This is a genomic window from Corynebacterium provencense (assembly GCA_900049755.1).
GTDB lineage: Bacteria > Actinomycetota > Actinomycetes > Mycobacteriales > Mycobacteriaceae > Corynebacterium > Corynebacterium neomassiliense.
Genome location: LT160592.1, coordinates 725,386 through 746,092, shown reverse-complemented (window position 1 = coordinate 746,092; position 20,707 = coordinate 725,386). Strand labels below are relative to the sequence as shown.

The 20,707-nt window shown below is 64.6% G+C and carries 29 protein-coding genes and 1 tRNA gene; 25 read left to right on the top strand and 5 right to left on the bottom strand.

Annotated elements, in window-relative coordinates; genetic code table 11:
• Positions 1-106: 106 nt before the first annotated feature.
• A protein-coding gene (locus tag BN3906_RS03410; protein WP_147592734.1) for an IS3 family transposase occupies positions 107-1,326 on the top strand; the annotation gives its coding sequence in 2 pieces (ribosomal slippage) (positions 107-377 and positions 377-1,326; 1,221 coding nt in all).
• Here the strand turns inward: BN3906_RS03410 and BN3906_RS13975 are convergent.
• Positions 1,327-1,527 (bottom strand): excisionase family DNA-binding protein, encoded by a 201-nt coding sequence (locus tag BN3906_RS13975; RefSeq protein WP_078057212.1) that lies wholly within the window; start codon positions 1,525-1,527, stop codon positions 1,327-1,329. It lies immediately after the preceding gene.
• Between the two features lie 628 nt (positions 1,528-2,155).
• Between BN3906_RS13975 and BN3906_RS03405 the strand changes: the two genes are divergently transcribed.
• From BN3906_RS03405 to BN3906_RS03390, 4 genes are all read left to right on the top strand, one after another.
• Positions 2,156-4,474, top strand: coding sequence for an FtsK/SpoIIIE domain-containing protein (locus BN3906_RS03405; RefSeq protein ID WP_066584086.1), 2,319 nt, complete (start codon positions 2,156-2,158; stop codon positions 4,472-4,474).
• Positions 4,467-5,828 (top strand): type VII secretion-associated protein, encoded by a 1,362-nt coding sequence (locus tag BN3906_RS03400; protein ID WP_066584082.1) that lies wholly within the window; start codon positions 4,467-4,469, stop codon positions 5,826-5,828. The genes BN3906_RS03405 and BN3906_RS03400 overlap by 8 nt, the downstream gene beginning before the upstream one ends.
• Positions 5,829-5,885: 57 nt before the next feature.
• A complete protein-coding gene (locus tag BN3906_RS03395; protein WP_078057073.1) occupies positions 5,886-6,680 on the top strand; it encodes a FadR/GntR family transcriptional regulator in 795 nt (264 codons plus the stop codon).
• Between the two features lie 124 nt (positions 6,681-6,804).
• The gene (locus tag BN3906_RS03390) at positions 6,805-7,089 is read left to right on the top strand and encodes a WXG100 family type VII secretion target (protein ID WP_078057072.1); all 285 of its coding nucleotides are present in this window, start codon (positions 6,805-6,807) and stop codon (positions 7,087-7,089) included.
• A gap of 84 nt (positions 7,090-7,173) precedes the next feature.
• Here the strand turns inward: BN3906_RS03390 and BN3906_RS03385 are convergent, their stop codons facing one another.
• The 4 genes from BN3906_RS03385 to BN3906_RS03370 all read right to left on the bottom strand — a co-directional run bounded on the left by BN3906_RS03385 (position 7,174) and on the right by BN3906_RS03370 (position 10,064).
• Positions 7,174-8,409: a tyrosine-type recombinase/integrase gene (locus tag BN3906_RS03385; RefSeq protein ID WP_066584079.1), complete on the bottom strand. Its 1,236-nt coding sequence runs from the start codon at positions 8,407-8,409 to the stop codon at positions 7,174-7,176.
• Between the two features lie 224 nt (positions 8,410-8,633).
• Entirely contained in the window at positions 8,634-9,209 is a 576-nt protein-coding gene (locus BN3906_RS03380) for an MmpS family transport accessory protein (protein WP_066584078.1), read from the bottom strand.
• Positions 9,206-9,607 (bottom strand): ImmA/IrrE family metallo-endopeptidase, encoded by a 402-nt coding sequence (locus tag BN3906_RS03375; protein WP_066584071.1) that lies wholly within the window; start codon positions 9,605-9,607, stop codon positions 9,206-9,208. The genes BN3906_RS03380 and BN3906_RS03375 overlap by 4 nt, the downstream gene beginning before the upstream one ends.
• Positions 9,594-10,064 carry a hypothetical protein gene (locus tag BN3906_RS03370; protein WP_066584061.1) on the bottom strand — a complete coding sequence of 157 codons (471 nt, stop codon included), beginning with the start codon at positions 10,062-10,064 and terminating at the stop codon, positions 9,594-9,596. Before BN3906_RS03370 ends, BN3906_RS03375 begins: the two co-directional genes overlap by 14 nt.
• Positions 10,065-10,222: 158 nt before the next feature.
• Here BN3906_RS03370 and BN3906_RS03365 point away from each other — a divergent pair, with 158 nt between their 5' ends.
• From BN3906_RS03365 to BN3906_RS03260, 20 genes are all read left to right on the top strand, one after another.
• On the top strand, positions 10,223-10,450 hold the full coding sequence (locus BN3906_RS03365) for a hypothetical protein (RefSeq protein WP_066585978.1): 228 nt from the start codon (positions 10,223-10,225) through the stop codon (positions 10,448-10,450).
• A 31-nt stretch (positions 10,451-10,481) separates the two neighbouring features.
• Positions 10,482-11,279: a phage antirepressor N-terminal domain-containing protein gene (locus tag BN3906_RS03360; RefSeq protein ID WP_078057070.1), complete on the top strand. Its 798-nt coding sequence runs from the start codon at positions 10,482-10,484 to the stop codon at positions 11,277-11,279.
• The gene (locus tag BN3906_RS03355; RefSeq protein WP_066584060.1) at positions 11,276-11,785 is read left to right on the top strand and encodes a hypothetical protein; all 510 of its coding nucleotides are present in this window, start codon (positions 11,276-11,278) and stop codon (positions 11,783-11,785) included. Before BN3906_RS03360 ends, BN3906_RS03355 begins: the two co-directional genes overlap by 4 nt.
• Positions 11,782-12,279, top strand: a complete 498-nt coding sequence (locus BN3906_RS03350) for a hypothetical protein (RefSeq protein WP_066584058.1) — start codon at positions 11,782-11,784, stop codon at positions 12,277-12,279. The genes BN3906_RS03355 and BN3906_RS03350 overlap by 4 nt, the downstream gene beginning before the upstream one ends.
• 263 nt (positions 12,280-12,542) lie before the next feature.
• A tRNA-Leu gene (locus tag BN3906_RS03345) sits at positions 12,543-12,616 on the top strand.
• Between the two features lie 790 nt (positions 12,617-13,406).
• Entirely contained in the window at positions 13,407-13,619 is a 213-nt protein-coding gene (locus BN3906_RS03335) for a helix-turn-helix domain-containing protein (RefSeq protein WP_066584054.1), read from the top strand.
• Positions 13,616-13,900: a hypothetical protein gene (locus BN3906_RS03330; RefSeq protein WP_066584051.1), complete on the top strand. Its 285-nt coding sequence runs from the start codon at positions 13,616-13,618 to the stop codon at positions 13,898-13,900. The genes BN3906_RS03335 and BN3906_RS03330 overlap by 4 nt, the downstream gene beginning before the upstream one ends.
• On the top strand, positions 13,897-14,097 hold the full coding sequence (locus tag BN3906_RS03325) for a hypothetical protein (RefSeq protein ID WP_066584049.1): 201 nt from the start codon (positions 13,897-13,899) through the stop codon (positions 14,095-14,097). The genes BN3906_RS03330 and BN3906_RS03325 overlap by 4 nt, the downstream gene beginning before the upstream one ends.
• Complete coding sequence (locus tag BN3906_RS03320) at positions 14,094-15,107, top strand: hypothetical protein (RefSeq protein ID WP_066584048.1); 1,014 nt, start codon at positions 14,094-14,096, stop codon at positions 15,105-15,107. The genes BN3906_RS03325 and BN3906_RS03320 overlap by 4 nt, the downstream gene beginning before the upstream one ends.
• Positions 15,104-15,454 carry a hypothetical protein gene (locus BN3906_RS03315; protein ID WP_066584047.1) on the top strand — a complete coding sequence of 117 codons (351 nt, stop codon included), beginning with the start codon at positions 15,104-15,106 and terminating at the stop codon, positions 15,452-15,454. Before BN3906_RS03320 ends, BN3906_RS03315 begins: the two co-directional genes overlap by 4 nt.
• A gap of 12 nt (positions 15,455-15,466) precedes the next feature.
• On the top strand, positions 15,467-16,303 hold the full coding sequence (locus BN3906_RS03310; protein ID WP_066584046.1) for a hypothetical protein: 837 nt from the start codon (positions 15,467-15,469) through the stop codon (positions 16,301-16,303).
• A 1-nt stretch (position 16,304) separates the two neighbouring features.
• Positions 16,305-16,775 (top strand): single-stranded DNA-binding protein, encoded by a 471-nt coding sequence (locus BN3906_RS03305; protein ID WP_066584043.1) that lies wholly within the window; start codon positions 16,305-16,307, stop codon positions 16,773-16,775.
• Positions 16,776-17,557: 782 nt separating this feature from the next.
• On the top strand, positions 17,558-17,827 hold the full coding sequence (locus BN3906_RS03295) for a hypothetical protein (protein ID WP_066584038.1): 270 nt from the start codon (positions 17,558-17,560) through the stop codon (positions 17,825-17,827).
• The gene (locus BN3906_RS03290; protein ID WP_066584035.1) at positions 17,824-18,144 is read left to right on the top strand and encodes a hypothetical protein; all 321 of its coding nucleotides are present in this window, start codon (positions 17,824-17,826) and stop codon (positions 18,142-18,144) included. Before BN3906_RS03295 ends, BN3906_RS03290 begins: the two co-directional genes overlap by 4 nt.
• A 148-nt stretch (positions 18,145-18,292) precedes the next feature.
• Complete coding sequence (locus BN3906_RS03285; protein WP_147592732.1) at positions 18,293-18,733, top strand: hypothetical protein; 441 nt, start codon at positions 18,293-18,295, stop codon at positions 18,731-18,733.
• A gap of 74 nt (positions 18,734-18,807) precedes the next feature.
• Positions 18,808-19,251: a dUTP diphosphatase gene (dut, locus tag BN3906_RS03280; protein WP_066584029.1), complete on the top strand. Its 444-nt coding sequence runs from the start codon at positions 18,808-18,810 to the stop codon at positions 19,249-19,251.
• On the top strand, positions 19,251-19,901 hold the full coding sequence (locus BN3906_RS03275) for a helix-turn-helix domain-containing protein (protein ID WP_066584026.1): 651 nt from the start codon (positions 19,251-19,253) through the stop codon (positions 19,899-19,901). Before dut ends, BN3906_RS03275 begins: the two co-directional genes overlap by 1 nt.
• Complete coding sequence (locus BN3906_RS03270) at positions 19,898-20,131, top strand: hypothetical protein (RefSeq protein WP_147592730.1); 234 nt, start codon at positions 19,898-19,900, stop codon at positions 20,129-20,131. The genes BN3906_RS03275 and BN3906_RS03270 overlap by 4 nt, the downstream gene beginning before the upstream one ends.
• On the top strand, positions 20,128-20,328 hold the full coding sequence (locus BN3906_RS03265; protein ID WP_066584018.1) for a hypothetical protein: 201 nt from the start codon (positions 20,128-20,130) through the stop codon (positions 20,326-20,328). The genes BN3906_RS03270 and BN3906_RS03265 overlap by 4 nt, the downstream gene beginning before the upstream one ends.
• On the top strand, positions 20,325-20,699 hold the full coding sequence (locus BN3906_RS03260; RefSeq protein WP_066584016.1) for a putative PDDEXK endonuclease: 375 nt from the start codon (positions 20,325-20,327) through the stop codon (positions 20,697-20,699). Before BN3906_RS03265 ends, BN3906_RS03260 begins: the two co-directional genes overlap by 4 nt.
• The last annotated feature ends 8 nt before the right edge of the window (positions 20,700-20,707 follow it).

Below are 20,707 nucleotides of genomic sequence, written 5' to 3'. Positions count from 1 at the left end.
AGCCGAAACGAGCTCGTCAATGGCGACATCGATGGGATCCTGGCCCTACCCTCGTTGAGTGGACACCCGATTTAGCGGGATCCGTCCCGCACGAGAGGATGTCACCATGACCGACAACACCGCTGGCCGGCGACCACGGCGAAACTTCAGCCCGGAATACAAACACGAAGCCGCCCGACTGGTCATCGACACCGGACGCACCATCGCCGAAGTCGCCCGCGAACTCGGCGTCGGTGCCCAGACCTTGGGCAAGTGGGTCGCCACCGAACGCGCTAAAGACGCCGGTGAACCCACCGGTGAGCTGGACCTGGATGAACGCGCCGAACTCAAACGACTGCGCCGCCAGGTCGCTGATCTGCACAAGGACAATGAGTTTCTGGGAAAAGCAGCAGCCTTCTTCGCTGCCAAGCAGCCACCGACGAACGGTTCGAACTGATGGCGCAGGAGAAGGCGAATTACGAGGTCACCCGTATGGCCCGCCTGCTGAGAGTGTCCCGGTCTGGGTTCTATGCCTGGGCGGCCAGGCAAGCGAGAGAACCATCGCCCAGACGCCGTGAGCGCGACGACCTCGACGCGAAGGTCCGGACGGTGTTCACCGAGTCCGACGAGGTCTACGGCGCTCCCCGGGTGCATGCCCAGCTGGCTCGTGAGGGGACGGTCGTTGACCGCAAGACCGTGGCGAAGTCGATGCTGCGCCAGGGCTTGGAGGGGATCAGTCCCAAGAAGTTCTCCCCGGTGACCACGCTGCCTGGTGTCAACACCCACGCGATCCCCGACCGGGCACGACGTTGCTGGGACAAAGGCGGGCTCGACCGGTGCTGGATTTCCGATATCACCTATCTGCGCACCGGTGAAGGCTGGGTGTATCTGGCGGCGGTCACCGACGCGCATTCCCGGCGGATCATCGGCTGGGCGATGGACACCCACATGCACACTGACCTGGTGGAACGAGCCCTGCGTATGGCCCACACGATACGCGGTGAGCTGCCCGTTGATGTGGTGTTCCACGCTGATCGTGGGTGCCAGTTCACCAGCGAACAGATGCACCGGGTGTGCCAGGACCTGCAGGCACTGCAGTCAATGGGCCGGACCGGGGTGTGTTGGGACAATGCGATGGCCGAGAGTGTGTGGGCGACGCTGAAGACCGAGTTCTACGACCGGTACACCTGGCACACCCGGGCCGAGGCTCGGCAGGCTGTGGCCCGCTGGATTGAAGTGGTCTACAACCGACGACGGCTGCACTCGTCGCTGGGGTATGTGCCGCCGGTGGAGTTCGAAATGAATCTGTTCAACAAACCTGCTGCTGAGGAACCTGAGGCAGCTTAGTTACCTGTCCACGATTTGCGGGCAAGGCCCATCCGGGCCAACGGGGGTCAGCAATGCATCGAGGTCCTCACGCCGCACCTTGATGCGCGAGCCTGTTTTATAAGCAGGTAGTTTGCCCTGGGCAATCCACATGCGAAGTGTTGAGTAGGCGCCGTAACCTTCTTCTACGGCTTCTTGAAGAGTGACTAGAGGAGCACTCATGAAAAAACTCCAGACAGCTTGAACTGTCCGGAGAGGGGTGCTTTCCCGGCTTGTCACCCAGGCGGCCTGAAGAACCGTGCGCAGCTCGCCAGCGGGGGGAGACCCCGCCATCGCTTTACAGGAGCGCTAACTCCCTACCTGGCCTCTTTCACTGCCTGGCGTGCCGCTCCAGGACTTACGCAATGTTTTCATTCTCGTCGGAGGATTACCGGTGCTACCCGTTCGGTGTGCTACACCGTGGTAGGAGATCTCATTGCTCCCATCCACCCTCGGGGTTATCCCCGCTCCAGCGACTCGCATACCGTCACCGAAGTGCTAGCGACAACATTACCAACATGCAGCGCCCAGCGTCAATAGGTAGTGCTGATAGGCGGTGCCGGTGCTTGCGGCATGGGGGCGTTAGGGGGATCGGGGGCCATTTTCGGCCCCTCTATGAATTTTCGGAAAAACACATTAGTGGGTAGAGGCCCAATATCGCACTGATAGTTGTTGCATCCCCAGTAATACGTTTTTCCGGATTTCTACGTTTTGAGTGAAAACATCCCCCTGATCCCCCGTGCAGTGCTGATTTGCCCCCCCAAGTGGTACCAACAACCCATGTTCGTTTAAATCCGAGTTCCTCCGGTCCGTGGTCACCAGCTTCGCGCACCATCATCCGCCGAGCGAACTGAACTTCGTGCTCGTCGACTTCAAGGGAGGGGCAGCATTCTCCGGAATGGAGCGTCTGCCCCACACATCAGCGGTGATCACCAACCTTTCGGAGGAGGCGTTGCTCGTCGACCGGATGAAGGACGCCCTGCTCGGCGAGATGCACCGGCGGCAGGAGAAGCTCCGGGCGGCGGGAATGACCACGGCCACGGACTTCAACGGCACCAGCCCCGGGGAGATGCCGTCGCTGCTGGTCGTGGTCGACGAATTCTCCGAACTCCTGATTACAAGACCAGAGTTCGCCGAGGTGTTCGCGGCGATCGGCAGACTGGGACGCTCCCTCGGCCTCCACCTCCTCCTCGCCAGCCAACGCCTGGAGGAAGGCAGGCTACGTGGTCTGGAGTCGCACCTGAGCTACCGGGTGGCGTTGCGGACCTTCTCGGCGGCGGAGTCACGGGCTCTCATCGGTTCACCGGCAGCCTATGAGCTTCCCGCCTCCCCGGGGGAGGCGATTCTCGCCGAATCGGCGGGAGGAGCAGGTCAGATACGCTTCAGATCCGCCTATGTGTCCGGGCCGCAGACTCCGGCGGACCGGGGACCGGTCAGAGAGCTGGGGGCCGGGCAGGAATCGACGGGAACGGTGATGGAACTGGTCATCGACCGTCTCGCGGGGCCCAACCTCAACCCGATCTGGCTGGAACCGTTGCCTGTCGACCTGCCGGCCAGTCTGCTGCTCGGAGAAAACCGAACCTGGGGTACCGGAACCGACGGTACGGGCCCGGATCTCCGACCGGTACCTGTCGGTCTGGAAGACCTTCCCTTCGACGGTGTGCAGAAACCCTGTGAAGTTGACCTGCGACGACGCCACTGGGCGGTCGTCGGATCACCGGGGACCGGGAAAACAACCGTGCTGCGGACGTTGACTGTCGGTCTCGTCCTCGGCAACCCGGGAGTGGTCGTCTACGTCTTCGACCCGGGTGGTTCACTGGCCGGTCTGGCCCGGTTGCCGCAAGTTGCTGCGGTTGTCGGGGTTGATCTGGTCGACAGAATGTTCGATGAGCTTGAGCAGGATCCTCCGGAAGGGGTCACCCACCGGATACTGCTGGTGGACGGGGTCGACGCTCTCGGGGAGGCAGACAGGCGGCTTTCCGCACTCGTCGCAGGGGGTCTGGAGAGAGGGGTCCATGTCGTCGTCACCGCACTGCGGTGGACCTTCCGGCCCAGTCTGCGTGACCTGCTCGTCGGGCAGCTGGAACTTCGGTTGCCTCCGGGAGAGTCCAACCACAGGGACATCCAACGCAGTCTTCCGGATGCCCCGGGCAGGGGTGTGTCCTGGACCGGACATCAGGTACAGATGGCGTGGTCGGACGCTGAAGCCGTGGAACACGCCCGCCGCGTCAGCGCGGCCCGTGGGGACACCGTCAGAACCATGCGGGTACTGCCGGCGTCAGTCACCTACCGTGCCGTGGTGGCAGAGGCTTCGGAGGCGGTGGAAACTGCGGAAGCGGTGGAGAGACGGGGAGACGGACACGGTGATGACAGGCGTACGGACGGGGTTCTCCTCGGGCTCGGAGGCGCCGACCTGGGACCGGTGTACTGGGATCTGCGGACCCTGCCTCATCTGACTGTGGCGGGGAGATCAGGTTCCGGGGCGACGACCGCCCTGCGCACTGTGGTCACCGATCTTGCAACCCGGAACCTTCACCGCTCCGACCAGGTTGAGCTGCTGGTGACCGACGTTCGAAGAGGACTCCTAGGCCTTCCCGGATACCGGTCCCCGGTGGGCTTCGTCACTGAACTGGAGCAGGTGACGGCCGTCCTCACCGCAAGGATTCCCGGCGACGTCACCGAGCTGAGTCCGGAGTCCCTGAGAAACCGGAGCTGGTGGTCCGGACCCGACTACATTGTCGTCGTCGACGACCTGGACCACTCCACGGAGCTGGCCGCGGCGCTGGAAACAGTCGTCCCGTTGCTCCCGTACGCCGCAGACATCGGCCTGCATCTGGTCACCGCCAGACGGAGCGCTGTGCTGGGCCGCAGCACCTACACACCCCTGTTCCAGGGCATCCGCGACAGTACAGCCTGGATCCTGTTGTCCGCGCCGCGAGAGGACGGGCCAGTCGCAGGACAGGCCCTGTGTCCCCGGCCACCGGGACGCGGACTCCTCGTACAGAACACGGTGGAGGAGCTGCAGATCGCCGTCACCGGAACGGGCGACATCCCCGGGGCAGACCGGAGTTCAGCGGACCGGCGGTCGGAACAGGAACCGGAAACAGAAGGGAAGGACGAGCATGTCTGAACAGTGTCCGTCCGGAGCCACAGGGTCGCAGACCGGGACAGTCTTCCGGGCACTGGCACTGGTGGAATCAGGGATCCTGGTCAACGGATCGGCCGTGACTGACCTGCTCAGCGGATTCACCGTCAGTGGTGACATCGACGGCACGGCCGTCAGTGGTGACATCGACGGCACGGCCGTCAGTGGTGACATCGACGGCACGGCCGTCAGCGCCGGTGCTGTGCCTCGTGACTCACCGGAATGGAGGAGAACCGGTATAGCGCTGACCCGGCTGGAGGCGGTGCGGGAACTGGTGTCGGAGGTTCTCACGGCCCGCGCCGCCGACCCCGAGTTGACCAGTCCCAACCCACTTGTCCCACGGACCAGGTTCCCCTGGGGAGTGGGAGAACCCCACACCGACATCATCGTCGTCGGAGATGAGGCAGCGGTCACGGCGTCCTACCTGAGATCGGTCGGGTTGCGCGCCAGGGTCGTGGACCCCACCGACGCCGTGAAAATCGCCGCGGACCTGGCGATGGCACGCGCCGAACTCGAGGAAATCGAGGCCTCCGTCTCCGATGGATCGCGCTCCGGCAGCAGGTCCGCCGACCGGGACACCGCACACGTCCGCCCGGCTTACCTGTCCAGACCGTCAGACCCGGATGTCAGCGTCGACGACGGGAGTGCCGGACACCGTGTGCGGACAGTGGCCGCTGTGATGACAGGACTGGTGGTCCTGGTCCTCTGCGTCTTCGGCGTGGTGTCAGCGACAGGCGGACAGGCCACCAGCGGTGACCGTGCGCTACCGGACGGTGTGCAGACACAGGCAGGATCAACATGGCCGCCGGCGGGAACGGTCGGTTCCACGACAGTGGGAGAACAACCCCGGGGGGACGGGGAAGGACTGGCCCCGACATCTGCGTCTGCTGAAAGTGTCACGCCCGGGGAATGGAATGACCCCGTCCGGCACGGCAGTCACGGAGACGACCCCCGGGTGTCCCGCGCAGATGTGCCTGTCACCGTGGGACTGGAAGGTTGGACCATCAGTGAGGCCACGAGGAACCGGGAGATTTGGATGTCGGAGGACCCGGACATGAGGATCCTCGTGGCCGCTAAACCGGCACCGGTGGGTACCCAGGACCAGCTGGACGCCCGGATGCTCACAGCGCTTGAGAAAGTGCCGGGAGTTCGCGTGCTCTCACGGTCACCGGTCGACTACGAGGAGTCGACCAGCCGGTCGGTGACCCGCTGGCAGGTGAGACTGATCGACGGCCACCAGGTCTCAGTGGGATGTCAGTACCGTCCGGCGTCCGGTGATGTCACCGCAGACCGTACTGCGGTCTGCGACCGTTTCACGGCCACCGTGAGGGTGGGGTGAGGACGGGGGGACGCGTCGGATCCGGAGCAACGGTCATCGGGTGGTAGAACCGGAGCCATGAATGAACACTCCGACCCAGAGCGCTCCGCGCCTCGGACCAGCACTCATTCGCTGGTGGTCGAGGCGATCGAGAACCGCATACTGTCAGGCGAACTGGGGGTCGGAGACGCACTGCCACCTGAACGCCAGCTCGCCGAACAACTCGGGGTCAGCAGGGCCGCCGCCCGTGAAGCCATCCGGGTCCTGGAAAGCCACGGAGTTCTCGAATCCCATGTAGGTTCCGGGACCCGGGCCGGTACATTCATCGCCGCCACACCGACTGTCGCACTGAGCCGCTTCCTGAAACTGCATGTGGCGCTCAACAATTTCGCGCTGGAGGAAGTGGTCCAGACCAGACTGATCCTGGAGGTCGAGAGTGCCGCAATGGCGGCGCGCCGGGGTGATCCGGAAGTGCTGCACCGTATGGGGGAGGAGCTGGCCGTCATGGACCGACAGGACATCGGCAGGGAGGAGTTCGGGGACGCCGACACCCGCTTCCATGTCGCACTGGCGCGAGGAGGAGGGAACAGGCTTTTCGCAGACATGACACAGGCGATACGCGAGTCCCTGAGAGCGCCTCTGCTGGAAGGCTACCGTGCCCACCTGGACTGGGACGGTCTGCGGGATCTGCTCCAGGAACAGCACAGGTCACTGCTCGAGGCGGTAGCCGCCGGAAACGGCGAGCAGGCGGCGGAACTCGCCCGCGAGCATATACGGACCTCCTACCGCGCGTTGCCCGGTCTGTGCAGTGACGAACAGGAGCTGATCACCGGGGCGGGTGCCCCCGGGGCAGGCGACACCGGACAGGAATGAACCTGGCGGGCACCGGCGGAGTCTAACTGCAGGGACGGTCCCGACCAGGGGCCGCTGCGGGGCAGGGACGTCGTGAAACTGTGACCTCCCCGGCAGATCCGGAACAACTATCCAGGGGGAATCCGTGAGCTTCAGGACAACAACTGACGTAATGCACTCCACTGCAGGCAAGGTGGACAACGTCAATGAGCAGGTGCACGCAGAGCTGAACCGGCTTCAGGGGGTGGTCGACTCTCTCCGGGGAGTATGGAAAGGAGAGGCACAGGCGGCGTTCGCGAACCTCATGGTGAGGTGGAATGACTCTGCCCGGGAACTGAGGAGCGCGTTGGTGAGCATTTCCGAGAACATCCGCTCCAACGCGCGGGCATTCCAGCAGGTCGAGGACGACAACACCGCCGCATTCCGGTGAGATCGTCCGGAAGTCGTCAACAACAGCAGCAGACACGGGGAGTCAATCAATGATCCAGTACAACTTCGCCAAGAAACACCACGACTAGCCGACTGACCTGCCACGACCCCCATCAACCACCCTCAGCACAGGCGACCCATCCCGCACCGATCCCGCAAGAGATTCCACCGACGCCCTCGCCGCATCCTGAGCCCCACGAAGCCAATGCGCATACACCCGCGACGTCGTCGGCACACTGTCACCAATCAACGCCGCCACCGTCGTGATCGGTTCACCGGACTGCAGCATCGACGAGGCGTACAGATGCCTCAGCCCATGGAACCGCCACAACCTGTCATCCAGGCCCACAACCGCCCCCAGCACACGCATCACCTGAGACAGCTGGATCGAAGACGTCCCACGCCCACCAATCCCCGGCACCACCGGATCCTCAGGGCCACGGCCCACACGCCACTGCTCGAGCTCTCGTGCCATCGCCCGCGACAGTGGCACGACCCTCCGAGACCGCTTCGTCTTCAGCCCGCTGTAGACCTGCAGCTTCTTGATGCACTGCCGCTCGACGTGGATCCTGCGCCCCTCCAGATCCACATCACGCCACTGCAGGCCCGACAGCTCCCCGACACGCAGACCAGTGTCCACACCAAGTCGTATCGCCATCGCCAGCCACGGAGCAGGACGGAGCTTCGACCGGCCGGCAACCTTCTTCACGCGCCCGTTCGCGAACTCCCCGCCTGCCTCCGCTGCCCGGCACATGGCTTTGACCTGATCGAAGGTCGGCACCTCACGCTCCTGGACCTCACGGTCCTGCAGGATCGACGACTTCAGCGTCGACGGCACCGGGGACCTCGAGATCAGACCATCCTCCACCGCACGGTCGAATATCCCCTTCATCCGGGAAATGTGCTGTCCCGTGGTCGTATCAGCCAGGGGGCGGCCTCCCTTCCACGGGCGTCCGCGGTACAGGTCGGTCGCCCACTTCTTGATGTGGCTCGACCGGATCTGGCCGACGGGCATGTCCGCCAAGTCGCCCAGGTTCGCCCTGAATCCCTCGCGGACACCGCGGGTGCCGTCGTTGCGTGCCTGCGCTACCCACTCGTCGACCAGCTGCGCGAGGGTTGTTTTCTCGTCGGCGGGGTCGATCCAGGTGCCGCGGGCAAGTTTCACGCCCTGGTCCTTGTCGAAGTCCTTCGCGGCTTTCTCGGTCGTGAAGGTCTTGGAGTGCTCCTTGCCGGAGGGGTCCCGGTAGCGGACCACCCACTTCGGTTTCTTCCACCCGTCGGGGAGTGGGTCGCCCTTCTTCGGCCGTCGCTGGATGCTCACGGTATGCTCTCTTTCGTCTGATGCGTTCGGACATTCTGGCCCTCATCACCCTGCCCGGTGGTGGGGGTTTTCACTGTCGCTGAGCGGTGCGGGTGGCACCGGTGCTCGTAGCGTGTGACGTGTCGCCGGGGCTTTGTCCTTTCACCCGGCGATGCGCGGGGTCGGGACCGCGCTGTCTGTGGGTAGTCCGCCCCCGGTCGCTGGTGCTGCGGCCGGGGGTTTCCTCACATCTTGTCCATGTCGGGCGTGCAGGTCACGACCGCGTAGTCGCCCGTGGAGGTGGATTCGGTGATGACCTCACCGTTCCACAGGATGCGGCAGGTCAGGGTGCCCGCCCCGTCGAGCTGCCCGGTCACGTTGTTCATGAGGGCATCCCACTTCGTGTCGGCGGGAATGTCCTTGGTCCACCCGGATGCCACACCCTGCTCCTGGGCGGTGTTCCCGTTCTGCAGCCAGCTAGCGTTGATCGGGGCACCGTCGGATTCGAGGACGAGCTGCATCACGTTGCCGTCGGACTCGGTGCCGGGCTGTGCTCCCGACTGGTCTCCGGACTCGGTGCCGGGCTGCGCCTCCGGTGCGGCGGCGGCTGTGCTGTTCGCCGAGGCGGTGTCTTTCTTGTCGTCACCGCCGCCGGCTACTCCGGCGATGATGATGATGACGACGATGATCGCCAGGATGATGAACCACACGCGCTTGTAGAAGGGCTTCTTCTTGGGGGGTTCGGGCTGCTGGTACGACTGTGCGGGGTACGGCTGTCCGGGCTGCTGGGGCTGCTGGCCGTAGGGGTTCTGGTCGGTCATGGGGTGTCCTTCTTGAGTGTCATGTACAGACGAATGTGGTGCTGTGAGCATTCGAGCTCGTCTGCGAGTGCTGGGATACAGGGCCCGCACCACGTGTAAGCTTCGGCGAACTCTTCATCGGTGAAGAGGAGCCTTAATGCGAATCGGTCAGCGCGGCGTTCCTGTTTCAGGGTGAAGATTCCGGGGGTTGTGGTGGTGTCCTGGTAGGCGGCGTGCCCTAGCTCATGTGCGAGGACTGAGCGGTACATGCCGACGCTCAGATTACGACGTGTGCTGATGGTGCGCCTGTGATGGGTGTAGTAGCCGGGTGGGCCGTCGTCGTGGTGGGTGAGGGTGACGCCGAGGAAGTCGGCGATCACCGCGAGTGTGGTGAACCCGGTGGCGTTAGTCGAAGTCACGTTCCTCCTGGTCCTTTCGGGCGTCCTCGTCTTCGCCGCTGTAGGCGACAGAGCCGAGGGGAAGACCATTGTCCTCACCGTCCGGACGTGGGGGCACCCGGTCGTGCGATTTCTTCGCCCGGCGCTCAGCGAGCATGTCGAGCTCTGGGGCGAATGTCGCGGGGTTGAGCTGTCGCGCGAGTTCGAGGGAGAGCTGGCCGGGGGTTGCTGTTGCCACCAGTTGACCGTCCGAGTCGAGGAACTGCTCGACCTCGTCGTACTCGAGGTGCCCGAGCTCTACGAGTGCCTGGACGGGGTTGATGTCCAGGCCTCTCGAGATGGTCACCAGGTCGTCCATCGACAGTCCATCGTTGACGCGCTTGTTGGCGGTCTTGCGGGTGACGTTGAGGAGCTCGGCGATCACGTCGTCGGTGATGCGTCGGTGGGAGGTCTCTGCGAACCACTTCTTGGTGTCCATGCGGAACACCTTAGCGGGTAACTATCTACTCAGCAAGTGGGGAGCTACGTGCACTTTTGGGAAGAGGGGTCCCTCGATGTGTAACCACAGGGTTGCAACTTCCCGGAAAGTGAGTAGTGTTCGGGACAGCAGCCCAGCAAACGGAGGTGAAAAAGGGAATGCTTCTACTCTCTCTTGACGAGATCGACCGGGTTAAGCGGATGAACCGCATCGATTCATGGACGGCCATGGAGGACCTGACCCACATCACGCGGAAGACGTGGGCAAAGACGGCGAGCACTCGTCGGGCGTCCTGGGACGTGATGGAGGCGCTGGTGAAGATCGGCGCCCGACCTGAGCGGCTCCTCGTCTCCATGTCGGCCGCCGAACAGCCCGCCGCCGCCTGACCCCCACCCAACACATGAAAGGAGGCCCCGGATGCATCCCGGAGCCAACGCCAAGAATCCTACCAACCTTGTCCCAGTCTCGGTACCCGGTGCCGCCCCGATCATGGCTGTCCAGCAGGACGGCAAGGAGTGGGCGAGCGTCACCCACATCTGCAAGTCTCTCGGGATTGATCCGAAGAGTCAGCGTCGGAAGCTTCACGCGAAGTCGTGGGCAACCGAGGTCATGATGACCCTGGTTGCCGATGACGGCAAGGAGCGCGAGATGCACCTTGTGGATCGCCGCACTCTGACGATGTGGCTCGCCACGATTGATGCCGGCCGTGTCGCCCCGGAGCACCGTGAAGCACTGGAGGCGTACCAGGCTGAGGCTGCCGATGCTCTCGACAAGTACTTCCACTCCGGTGGTGCGATCAACCCGCGTGCCGATGAGCACCAGATCAACGCCCTGCTGCGTCAGGCACAGATGCAGATGGAGCTGTGCCAGGCCGCACGCGGACTGATCCACGAAGATCACCTGGAGGCGAAAGCGCGCATCGTCCTGGCCCGTGGACTCGGTGAGACCCCGGAGTTGGAGCCTGCGACCCGCCCGCTGTACGCGCAGGACTACCTCGCGGAGAAGGGCCTGTCGGACAGGCAGCGTAAGGCGAAGGCCGGGGTGTTCGGCAAGAGGCTCAAGAAGGCGTACATCGACCGTCACGGTAGGGAGCCGGAGAAGTACCCGCTGAACTTGTCGAACGGGCAGGTGAGGCACGTCAACGGTTACACCGAGGCAGATCGTCCACTGATGGATGAGGTCTGGTCCACCTACTTCGGGGAGGTGCTGGCATGAGCGCGCTGACTGAGTCACAGGCACAGGCCCTGTGGGATGGCCTGCGGGAGAACCTGCTGGCCGTGGAGGACAGTATTCGTCAGATCATCGCCACCAGGGCGTGGGAGCCACTCGGGTACGAGTCGTTCGCGGCGTGCTGGGAGGATCGCCTGTCCGACGTGAAGCTCAGCAAGGAGCTCCGCGCGGTCGTGATCTTCGCAATGTTCGAGGATGACGCGACCCCGGCTGACGCTGCCCGTGCTGTCGCCGGCGCCGGGGTGCGGGAGGTCACCGCCCTGCAACTCGCCTGGAATCGGGGCATGGACGCCCACGATGCGGCGTTCGTCACCCGGTCGAAGCCGAAGACCAGGCCCGCCGCCGGGGCACCCCGTACCGTCGCCACGACCTTGCAGGCAGGGGAGTACGAGGCTTTGCGCGCTGCTGCTGCGGAGTCGGATGCGTCCCTGTCGGAGTACGTGCGGGCGTGTGTGGTCCAGGTCTTGTCGTCGAGGACGTGGGCAGCATGACCGACACGAAGCGTTGCACGAAGTGCGGGGAGACGAAGAGCGCGACCGGGTTCCACCGGAGCAGGTCCAAGCGTGACGGGCTGTACCCGTGGTGCAAGGAATGCACACGCGCCTACGGCCGCGCCTACTGGGAGGCGCACCGGGAAGAACGGCTCGCCAAGAAGCGCGCCTACTACGAGGCTCACAGGGAAGAACGGAACGCCTACGACCGCGCCTACGACGAGGCTCACCGGGAAGAAAAACGCGCCTACGACCGCGAGAGAAAAGCCTTGCTCGGGGACCTCCACCGTGACCGGCGGCAGGAGATCACCCGGAAGTACGCGACCAGGTCCGGCCGGTGGTCCGAGGCGGAGGACCGGTACCTCGCCACCAGCACAGACCGTGTCGTGGACGACGCCCTCGCGCTCGGCAGAACCTACCAGTCCGTGCAGTACCACCTCCGCCTCCTCCGCAAGCGTGGTGTGCCCCTCGCCCGGGACATGGCCACCGTCTAACCCCCTTTTGTCCCTCTGCTGGGGAAGAGCGGAGGGGCCGCACCGCCGCAGATGAGTCTGCCATCCCTGTCGTGGGGGAGCGGGTGCGCACGGTCACCGGAATGCCGGCTGACCTCGATGTTTGAGAACTGAATCCTGGAACCCGGTCGGGGAGATACGGGTGGCGAGCGCTGGTGTGTAGACGCGCCATGACCCACCCACACCCACGTGTCGTGCTTAGCAGCGGCGTGGAGGGAACGACTGACCGGGGTATCCAGACCCTTGCTCATGTAGGCCAACTGGCAGAGCCGCCGTCCTCAAAAGACGGTGGATGCGGGTTCGACTCCCGCCATGAGTACCGGGGTCCAGATGACCCCTCGGGGGCGGGACGACTGAGCAACGCTCATGGTGCCGTCGCAAGCACAGTCCATGACCCGCTTCGAACACGGAGAGACTGCCGCTGCCGCCTCCACACCAACTCGCAATCAACCGAAAGGAGATATCAGTGCAGACCATTGTCCTGATCATCACCATCATCGCTGCACTGTTCTGTGTCGGATGCGCAGTGTTTGCCTGGTGGTGCAATCACCACTGACTACTGGTTGCCAGCTCTGATTTGTTGGACACGATTCTGTTTGTCCCCCTTGGCGTCAGTCCAACTGATCGTGACTTGACCGGCCCTACCCATGAACCTCTCACTGTCCTGGTCCCGGATCTTGTCCCAAGACCCACCCCGGAGTACCGAAGCAGGATGGTCGCCAGAGCCTTCAACGGTCACCGACGTCACTGTTTCCCCGGTTCGGTTAGTGATGATGTAGGCGCTTCCTCGCAACCAGTCAACATCGACTAGCCGACGCTGTTGCGCCGCTCGCCCCTCTTCGATCTCTGCGAGCTTCGTTTGCGCTGCCGCCGCGATCCGCGCTGACTCTTCTGCGGCTGCCGCAGAGTCGTGTGATTCCGTGCGCGCCTTTCTCGCCTCCCAGGCTTGCCACGCCGCAACGCCTGCAGCGACGACGGCGACCACGACACCGACCAACGAGATCACATCAGAAGTATCCACGCAACGAATCAAACCACATAGGCAACGCCGCCCCCGATGCCTGCAAGCCACGGGGCGGCGTCACTGACCCACCACGAAAGGAAAGGCCATGACCAAGACCATACCGCCCGACCGCACCTACTACACCACCGCCGAAACAGCAGCTCTCACCGGCATCAGCGAAACCACACTGCGAAAAGGTGCCAAGACCGGCGACCCCGGGGCCCTGTCCCTCCGCCCCCTGCACATCCGCGAGACCTGGACCTGGTCCCGCGCCGCCGTCGACCGGTGGGTCCGAGGAGAAACGGAGACAGCGGCGTGACCCCGGAAGAACAGCTCATGAAGTCCATGGTCGACCACCCTGCTGGTCGTCATCGTCGTCCGCCGACACCGGTGGACTGCCTCGGCCCCACCCACGGTGAGCCCGCGCCGGGCACCGCGTTCGACGCGGTCGGCCTCATCCTCGCCGTCTTCGCCGCAATCGCCCTGGTCGCCGTCGCCGGCGTGATCGGAGGACACCTGGCAGGCCCGGCCGGAGCCACAATCACCGCCGCCATCACCACTGTCAGCCTCACCGCATTCATCCGACAGGAAACCCGATGAACCTCCCGACGTCGCGCCGGGATCTTGCGGTCCTGGTCCGCCACCACATCGACCCCGAATCAGACGCGCACACCCGCATCGACCCCACCGCCGGCCTCCTGCAAGCCGCCGGGTTCATCCGCTGGACCGGCGCACCCCGCCGACCCGGATGGGCACCCACCGAAACCGGCATCACCCTCATCAAGGAGACAGAATGAGTAGACAGCTCGCCAAGCATGAGATGGCTGCCCCCGGATCCGCGGAACACCGGAGGATGATCACCGCCTCGAAAGTGCCGGCGATGATTCGAGACCGGGAATCAGGGGAGTACCTGGGACTCGGCTACGAAGATGCGTTCACCCTGTGGCACGAGATGGCAGGGCTATGGGAACCACCCGCCCTCGACGACGACACGCAGGCCATGTTCGACAACGGACACGACATGGAACCCTCCGGCAGGGCGAAATGGAAGCGACAACACCCCGAATGGTGGGCCACCGAAGGCGAAGTCGCCTACACCGACCCTGACCTCCCATTCCCGAACCAGGTCACCCTCGACATCCGCGTCGGACGCGGTTCACGCCGCGGCATCGTGGAGGTCAAAGCGCCCCGCAAAGACGACGGAGTCCACGACAAGTGGAAAGCCCAGGTCATGTTCCAGATGGGTGTCACCGGGTGGCGTGACGCGTGGATCATCCTCATGCCCACCTGGGGTGAGGCACGCATCGAGCAGATCGAATGGGACCCGGACCTGTACGAAGCGATCGTCGAGGACGCCACACACTTCTGGGACCTCCTGCAGGACGGTACGCCGCCGGACATGGGCGGCTCCGAGCACGCCAAGGACATCCTCGCCACCATGCATCCCAGCCCGAACGCGAAGAGTCGGATGGAGGTGTCTGAGGAGACGATGCGGAAGTGGATGCAGGCTGTCCGCCACGAGCAGAGGGCCACCGCGTTCCGCCAGCGTATAGAGAACCGGATCATGCACGCCATGGGGGACGCGGGGAAAGCGGTGTTCGAGGGGTCGGTGGTTGCGACCCGGTCGGCCGGACGGTTCGCGAAGACCCGCCTACCGCACACGGACGAGGCGAAAGCGGCCGTCGCCGCGTGCACCGTCGAGAAACCCACCCTCGACACGAAACGTCTCAAGGCTGAGTACCCGGACCTCTACCAAGCGGCCACCGCCGCACCCTCATTCACATTCAAAAGGAGCTACTGGTCATGACCAACGACCCCTACGGCTGGAAAGCGAAGTACTTCCAGGCGCGGCGCGACTACGCCCGCCTCCTAGAAACGATCAACGGCATCGCGCTGACCGCCGAGTCACAGCTCGACTCCATGCGCGACGTGGACCTCGTGCGAGTCAAGGAGCACTACGACCTGGAGGAAGAGCGAGACCGGGTCCAGAAGCGAAGCTCCGAGGAATACCACGACCACATCGACACGATGCGCAGCCTCTCGCACCTCCTCGCACAAGCCCTCGGCCACCTCCGTGCAGGCCGGAAGAAGGAGGCCCTCGAACTCGTCGGGCAAGCTGCCCACACCGTCAACAGCCAGATCGCCCCTTTCTGAAAGGACACCAGCATGACCAGCACAGAACTCACCACCCAGGCCCATGAGGCAGAGATCGTCACCCCAGACGTCACCGACGACGGTCTCGCCCTGCTGCAGAAGCAGGCTGAGGCTCTCGGAGCAGCCCACAAGATCGCCACAGTCCTCTGCTCGACCGGCATGGTCCCGCAGGCCTACCGTGGCAAACCCGACGACGGGGCAGCCGCGATCCTTTACGGAGCGGAAGTGGGGCTGAAGCCCCAGCAGGCACTACAGCAGGTCTTCGTTGTCCACGGGCAGCCCAGCATCTATGCCCGCACCATGGTCGGCCTGCTCAAGGCCCGCGGCTACCGCTTCGAGACCGTCGACACCTCCGACGAGTCGGTCACCGTCCGCGCTACCAGCCCCCGGGGTGAGGTCGAGGAAGCCACGTGGGACATTGCCCGCGCCACGAAGGCCGGCTACACGTCCAACAAGAAGTACACGACTGACCCACAGGGCATGCTGTACGCCAAGGCCGCGTCCGAAGTGTCCCGCAAGATCGCCCCCGACGTCCTCCTCGGCATCCGATACTCGGCCGAAGACCTCGAGCTGGAACCCCTCCCAGTCCGTGCGACGGCGGAGCGGGTGGACCGGCCGAGGAAGGGCCGCTCGGCTCTGGACCGGGCGAAGAAGAAGCCCGAGCCGGTGCAGGATGATCCGCAGGTCAAGGCCGCTGAGGGGATCGAAGCGGCCGGTGATGCTGAGACCCTGGACAAGATCCTGAACTGGGCAGCGAACCAGGGACTCACCGCCGGTCAGCTCGATCACCTGCAGGATCTTGCCGCGCAGCGCGCAACCGCCCTCGGCCTGACCGCAGAGGAGGCCTGACGTGGCGCTGGCGACCAGCATGTTCACCGGAAACCTCACGAAGGACCCGGCGCTCAGGGAGTTCAGCGGCCGGAAAGTCTGCTACTTCACCGTCGCGTTCTCGCGCAACAGGTTCAACCAGCAGACAAACCAGTGGGAGCAGTTCGACACGACATTCGCGGAGTGCTCGGTGTCGCAGCGGTCGGAGAGGGACGGCAAGCCTGAGGCCGTGGCGCAGCAGCTCAGTAAGGGCATGAAAGTGACCGTCACCGGTGAAACTTTCATGTCGGAGCGTCAGGGCAAGGACGGGACCACGTACCGGAACTACTGCTGCTACGTGGCTGATGTGGCGGTCACCGTGAAGCCACAGTCCCAGCAGTTGTCCGGGTGGTCTGGGGGAGTCCAGCAGCAGCCACAGGCGCAGCAGGGCGGATTCGGCGGTGGGGTCACGGATGACCCGTGGAATGCGGGCCCGGAAGAACCGCCGTTCTAGATGACTGTCCGGATCGTCAGGCCTGGTCGTGGCAGTCACCGTCACGCTGATGACATGACCGCCCGCGGGGTGGCCGGATGGATGGGGTGCGAGGTCTGCCAGCACGGTAGGCCTCTTTTCCTGTCCGCCGCCGCGGCGCAAGCAATCGCGAGAATCCTCGCACAGTTACAGGAAGGAGGGGACAGGGAGGGATGACATGGTTCAAAGCTGACGACGGTTTCTACGACCATCCGAAGGTACTGGGGCTGTCGATGGCGGCCCGGGGCTTGTGGATCACGGCGGGTACCTGGTGTGCGAAGCACCTCACGGATGGGGTGATTCCGGCCCGGCAGGTTCGTGCTCTCGGTGGCACTCCGGCGCAGACTCGAGCTCTGATTCAGCACGGATTGTGGTTCGAATCGGAGGACGATTCTGGTGCTAAATCGTATGCGTTTCATGGGTGGAATGACATGCAACCGTCCCGAAAAGAGATTCTTGAATCGCGGGAAAGAGAACGCGAAAAGAAACGGGAATGGCGCAAGCGAAAAGACCGTGAGCAGGGGAAACGTGAGAATGTCCCCGGGGGACAAGACGGGGGACAAGACCAGGGACATTTTCGTCCGTCCCGGCACCCCGACCCGACCCGTCCCGACCCGACCCGTCCCGACCACCTAGTAGTAACCCCCTGTAGTCCCCCTGAGGGGGACGCGCCTACGGCGCCAACCCCCACCCCGAAGCCACCACCGAAGCGAGGGACCCGCATCCCCGACGGGTGGTCACCGGGAGCCGCCCTCCGCTCCCAGATGGCCGCAGAATGCCCCGGCGTCGACCTGGACTACGAAACCAGGAAGTTCACCGACTACTGGGCCGGAGTGACCGGACAGCGCGGCACGAAAAAGGACTGGGACGCCACCTGGCGCAACTGGATCCGCCGCGCCGGAGAAACCACCGGCACCGCCAACCGCTCCCAGCAACCGTCACACCGCCACGGCTACACCGCGCAGGAGTGGCTGCCCGAAGCGCCGTGGGACTACGTCGACGGCGAAGTCCTCGACACCAAGGAGCTCACATGAACCCCCTCACATACGAGCAGATCGCCGCCGCCGTCCTCGCCGAAATCCGGGCGATCTACCCCACCGGCCGGAAACCAGACCCCGACATCACCACCGCATGGGCAAGGGTCCTCGAGCGCGGCCACATGATGCTCCCCGCCGCCGTGTGGCGTGACGCCGTGATCACCTGGTCCGTGTCCCACTCCGACCCGCCCACCCCACACGACCTGATCACCGCAGCCCGCCAGGTCGTCGCACAGTGGGAGGCCGACCCCGCCCGGCGCCGGGACCTAACCACAAGTGACGCGCCTGGATCTGAGACACAACTAGATGGGTAGAAGAGACAGGGTGAGGACACCGCCGCCAGGTGGGCGCAAGCCCGCGCCGGAATCGCAGAACGGGCCAAGGCCAGGGCCAAAGCGCGGGATGAGGAGCACGCCCGTGTCCGGGCCCTGCTCGACACCACCGAACCGCCGGGTGATGGGCATGACTGATCCGCCACGCCGGTGTCTGCGAGTCGGCTGCCCCCGGCCGCGCAGTGACCCGGACCAGGTGGGCCTGGGCTTGTGCGACGAGCACAATCGCCAGCTCGCCCAGGGGACGATCGGGGAGGGGATGGACCCGACGGTGCGGGAGCATCCGGTGGCTCAGGCGCAGGAACTGGTCGCGGACATGCGCCGGGAGGGGGAGTCGATCAGGGGCCTGGCCAGGCGCACGGGCCTGTCGAAGGACCTGCTGTGGCATGTGACGCGGGGGACTTTCACGCATGTCCGGTCGGAGGCGTGGGAGGAGATCCTGGAGGCTCACGCCCGGCTGGAGTTCGAGCGTCGGCACCCGGTGTGGCCAAATCGGCGCCCGCTGGGGGCTCTCGCGGCCGAAATCCTGTCCTGTGGGCAAGGAGTCCAACTTGCCCTCTTCGACCCGTGAAAACCCCGGTTTCGTGCACTCGTCGCACACCACACACCACACGAAAAACGAACACACTCTCGAATCGAGGAACCATGAGAATCAACTACCAACTGACGAGACCCGCCTACGCGCACCTGCACCGGCCAACCAAAGCACACCCCGACGACGCCGGCATCGACCTCCGCGCAGCCACCACCGGCATCCTCCAACCCGGCGAATGGGCACCCATCCCCACCGGCATCCGCCTCGCCCTCCCCAAAGGCTGGGAAGCACAAATCCGCCCCCGCTCCGGAGGTGCAGCCAACCACGGCGTGACCGTCCTCAACACCCCGGGCACCATCGACGCCGGCTACCGGGGTGAGATCCGCGCCATCCTCATCAACCACGGGCACGAGCCCTGGACCTGGGAGGAAGGCGACCGCATCGCCCAACTCGTCGTCAAAGAAGTCCCACACGTCATCCTCACCGAAGCCGACAACCTCGACCAGGACACCACCCGGGGGACCGCCGGACTCGGCAGCACAGGAGTCCACTAATGGACACGAGAATCACCGTCCACTACGACCATCGGACCCGCCTGTGGGTGTGCTCCCCACCCGGATCATGGCCCACCGACTGGCCCACCTGGCACCGCGCCATGGACGAAGCCAACTGGCACGCCCAAATGCTCCGCGACATGCACCTAGTCCGACCGCCCTGGGCACTCCGACGACGCCTCCGAGCACTCCAAGCCCAGGGCTACACGCCCGAGTGGATCGCCAAGAAAATCCAGGCCAACGTCTCCGACGTCACCACCTGGTCCACCGACCCACACAGTGCGATCAAATCCCCCACCACCAGCCGCCGAATCGTACGCTTGTACGACTGGGTTGATGAGCACACCGGCGGGCGCATCCGAGACACCGGCCCCACACCCGAAGCCACCGCCAACGGATGGTTCCCACCCGCAGCATGGGATGACATCGACAACCCCGACGAAAACCCCGCCGTCACCGAAGGCGCCCTCCAAGACCTGCTAAAAGCCCTCGTCGACCGCATGGGCTCGCAGAAGCAGGTCGCTGACGCCGTGGGAATCAGCACCGGCCACCTCTACAACCTCCTCACCGGGCGGTACCACGAGTCCAAGAAGTGGGAGCGGGCCTTCCGCGACCTGTGGGAATCCCTCGCCACACAGGCAGCAGCATGAGGATGCTCCCGATGGACCGGGCGTGCCTCCAGGAGATCGCCACCACCGGCACCACCACAAGACCGTGGCTCGCCCGCGACCTCACCGACACCGGACTCATCGTCCCCGCCTGCCACGACCGGCCACCGCACGTGTGCACATCCACCGCCTGCCCCGACTACTGGCGGTGGACGCTCACCACCACCGGGCGGAATCACCTCCCAGGAGCACAAATGGAGATCCCCCTATGAAGAACGATCACTGCACCTGCATCCCCTGTCAGGCCTGCATAAAAGCAGATCTGCTTGAAACCTCCAAGGCCACATTCCCCAACGCCCTCACCGGAGACCATTTTTCACTCTCCAACAGCGGAATCTCCCTCATCTCCGGCTTCGGACTCGCCGAGACCAGAAGCGACGAAGTCCCATACAAGGAGGTATTCCAGTGACCCGCAATCGAAAATCCGCGAAAGCCGCCGGGGCCCGCTTCGAGCGGGAAGTCGCTGACTTCCTCGCCACCCGCGTCGACGACCGCATCGACCGCAGGGCCAAAACCGGGGCGAAAGACAGGGGTGACATCACCGGCGTCCGCCACCGGGGCCACCGCGTCGTCATCGAATGCAAGAACACCGCCCGGCCGAATCTCGCCGGCTGGATCACAGAAGCGCACACCGAAGCGGGCAACGATGACGCCGCCGTCGGCCTGGTCGTCCACAAGCGCCACGGCGTCGCAGACCCCGCCCAACAGTGGGCCACCATGACCCTCTCCGATTTGGTGTTCCTCCTCACTGGGGAACCACAACCAGACCGCTACGAATAGGAGACCAC

Coding starts and splice junctions, on each gene's coding strand:
- BN3906_RS13975 (WP_078057212.1), bottom strand. CDS start 1,527: ATGAGTGCTCCTCTAGTCACTCTTCAAGAAGCCGTAGAAGAAGGTTAC.
- BN3906_RS03400 (WP_066584082.1), top strand. CDS start 4,467: ATGTCTGAACAGTGTCCGTCCGGAGCCACAGGGTCGCAGACCGGGACA.
- BN3906_RS03395 (WP_078057073.1), top strand. CDS start 5,886: ATGAATGAACACTCCGACCCAGAGCGCTCCGCGCCTCGGACCAGCACT.
- BN3906_RS03380 (WP_066584078.1), bottom strand. CDS start 9,209: ATGACCGACCAGAACCCCTACGGCCAGCAGCCCCAGCAGCCCGGACAG.
- BN3906_RS03370 (WP_066584061.1), bottom strand. CDS start 10,064: ATGGACACCAAGAAGTGGTTCGCAGAGACCTCCCACCGACGCATCACC.
- BN3906_RS03365 (WP_066585978.1), top strand. CDS start 10,223: ATGCTTCTACTCTCTCTTGACGAGATCGACCGGGTTAAGCGGATGAAC.
- BN3906_RS03360 (WP_078057070.1), top strand. CDS start 10,482: ATGCATCCCGGAGCCAACGCCAAGAATCCTACCAACCTTGTCCCAGTC.
- BN3906_RS03355 (WP_066584060.1), top strand. CDS start 11,276: ATGAGCGCGCTGACTGAGTCACAGGCACAGGCCCTGTGGGATGGCCTG.
- BN3906_RS03350 (WP_066584058.1), top strand. CDS start 11,782: ATGACCGACACGAAGCGTTGCACGAAGTGCGGGGAGACGAAGAGCGCG.
- BN3906_RS03335 (WP_066584054.1), top strand. CDS start 13,407: ATGACCAAGACCATACCGCCCGACCGCACCTACTACACCACCGCCGAA.
- BN3906_RS03325 (WP_066584049.1), top strand. CDS start 13,897: ATGAACCTCCCGACGTCGCGCCGGGATCTTGCGGTCCTGGTCCGCCAC.
- BN3906_RS03320 (WP_066584048.1), top strand. CDS start 14,094: ATGAGTAGACAGCTCGCCAAGCATGAGATGGCTGCCCCCGGATCCGCG.
- BN3906_RS03315 (WP_066584047.1), top strand. CDS start 15,104: ATGACCAACGACCCCTACGGCTGGAAAGCGAAGTACTTCCAGGCGCGG.
- BN3906_RS03310 (WP_066584046.1), top strand. CDS start 15,467: ATGACCAGCACAGAACTCACCACCCAGGCCCATGAGGCAGAGATCGTC.
- BN3906_RS03295 (WP_066584038.1), top strand. CDS start 17,558: ATGGCCGCAGAATGCCCCGGCGTCGACCTGGACTACGAAACCAGGAAG.
- BN3906_RS03290 (WP_066584035.1), top strand. CDS start 17,824: ATGAACCCCCTCACATACGAGCAGATCGCCGCCGCCGTCCTCGCCGAA.
- BN3906_RS03285 (WP_147592732.1), top strand. CDS start 18,293: ATGACTGATCCGCCACGCCGGTGTCTGCGAGTCGGCTGCCCCCGGCCG.
- dut (WP_066584029.1), top strand. CDS start 18,808: ATGAGAATCAACTACCAACTGACGAGACCCGCCTACGCGCACCTGCAC.
- BN3906_RS03275 (WP_066584026.1), top strand. CDS start 19,251: ATGGACACGAGAATCACCGTCCACTACGACCATCGGACCCGCCTGTGG.
- BN3906_RS03270 (WP_147592730.1), top strand. CDS start 19,898: ATGAGGATGCTCCCGATGGACCGGGCGTGCCTCCAGGAGATCGCCACC.
- BN3906_RS03265 (WP_066584018.1), top strand. CDS start 20,128: ATGAAGAACGATCACTGCACCTGCATCCCCTGTCAGGCCTGCATAAAA.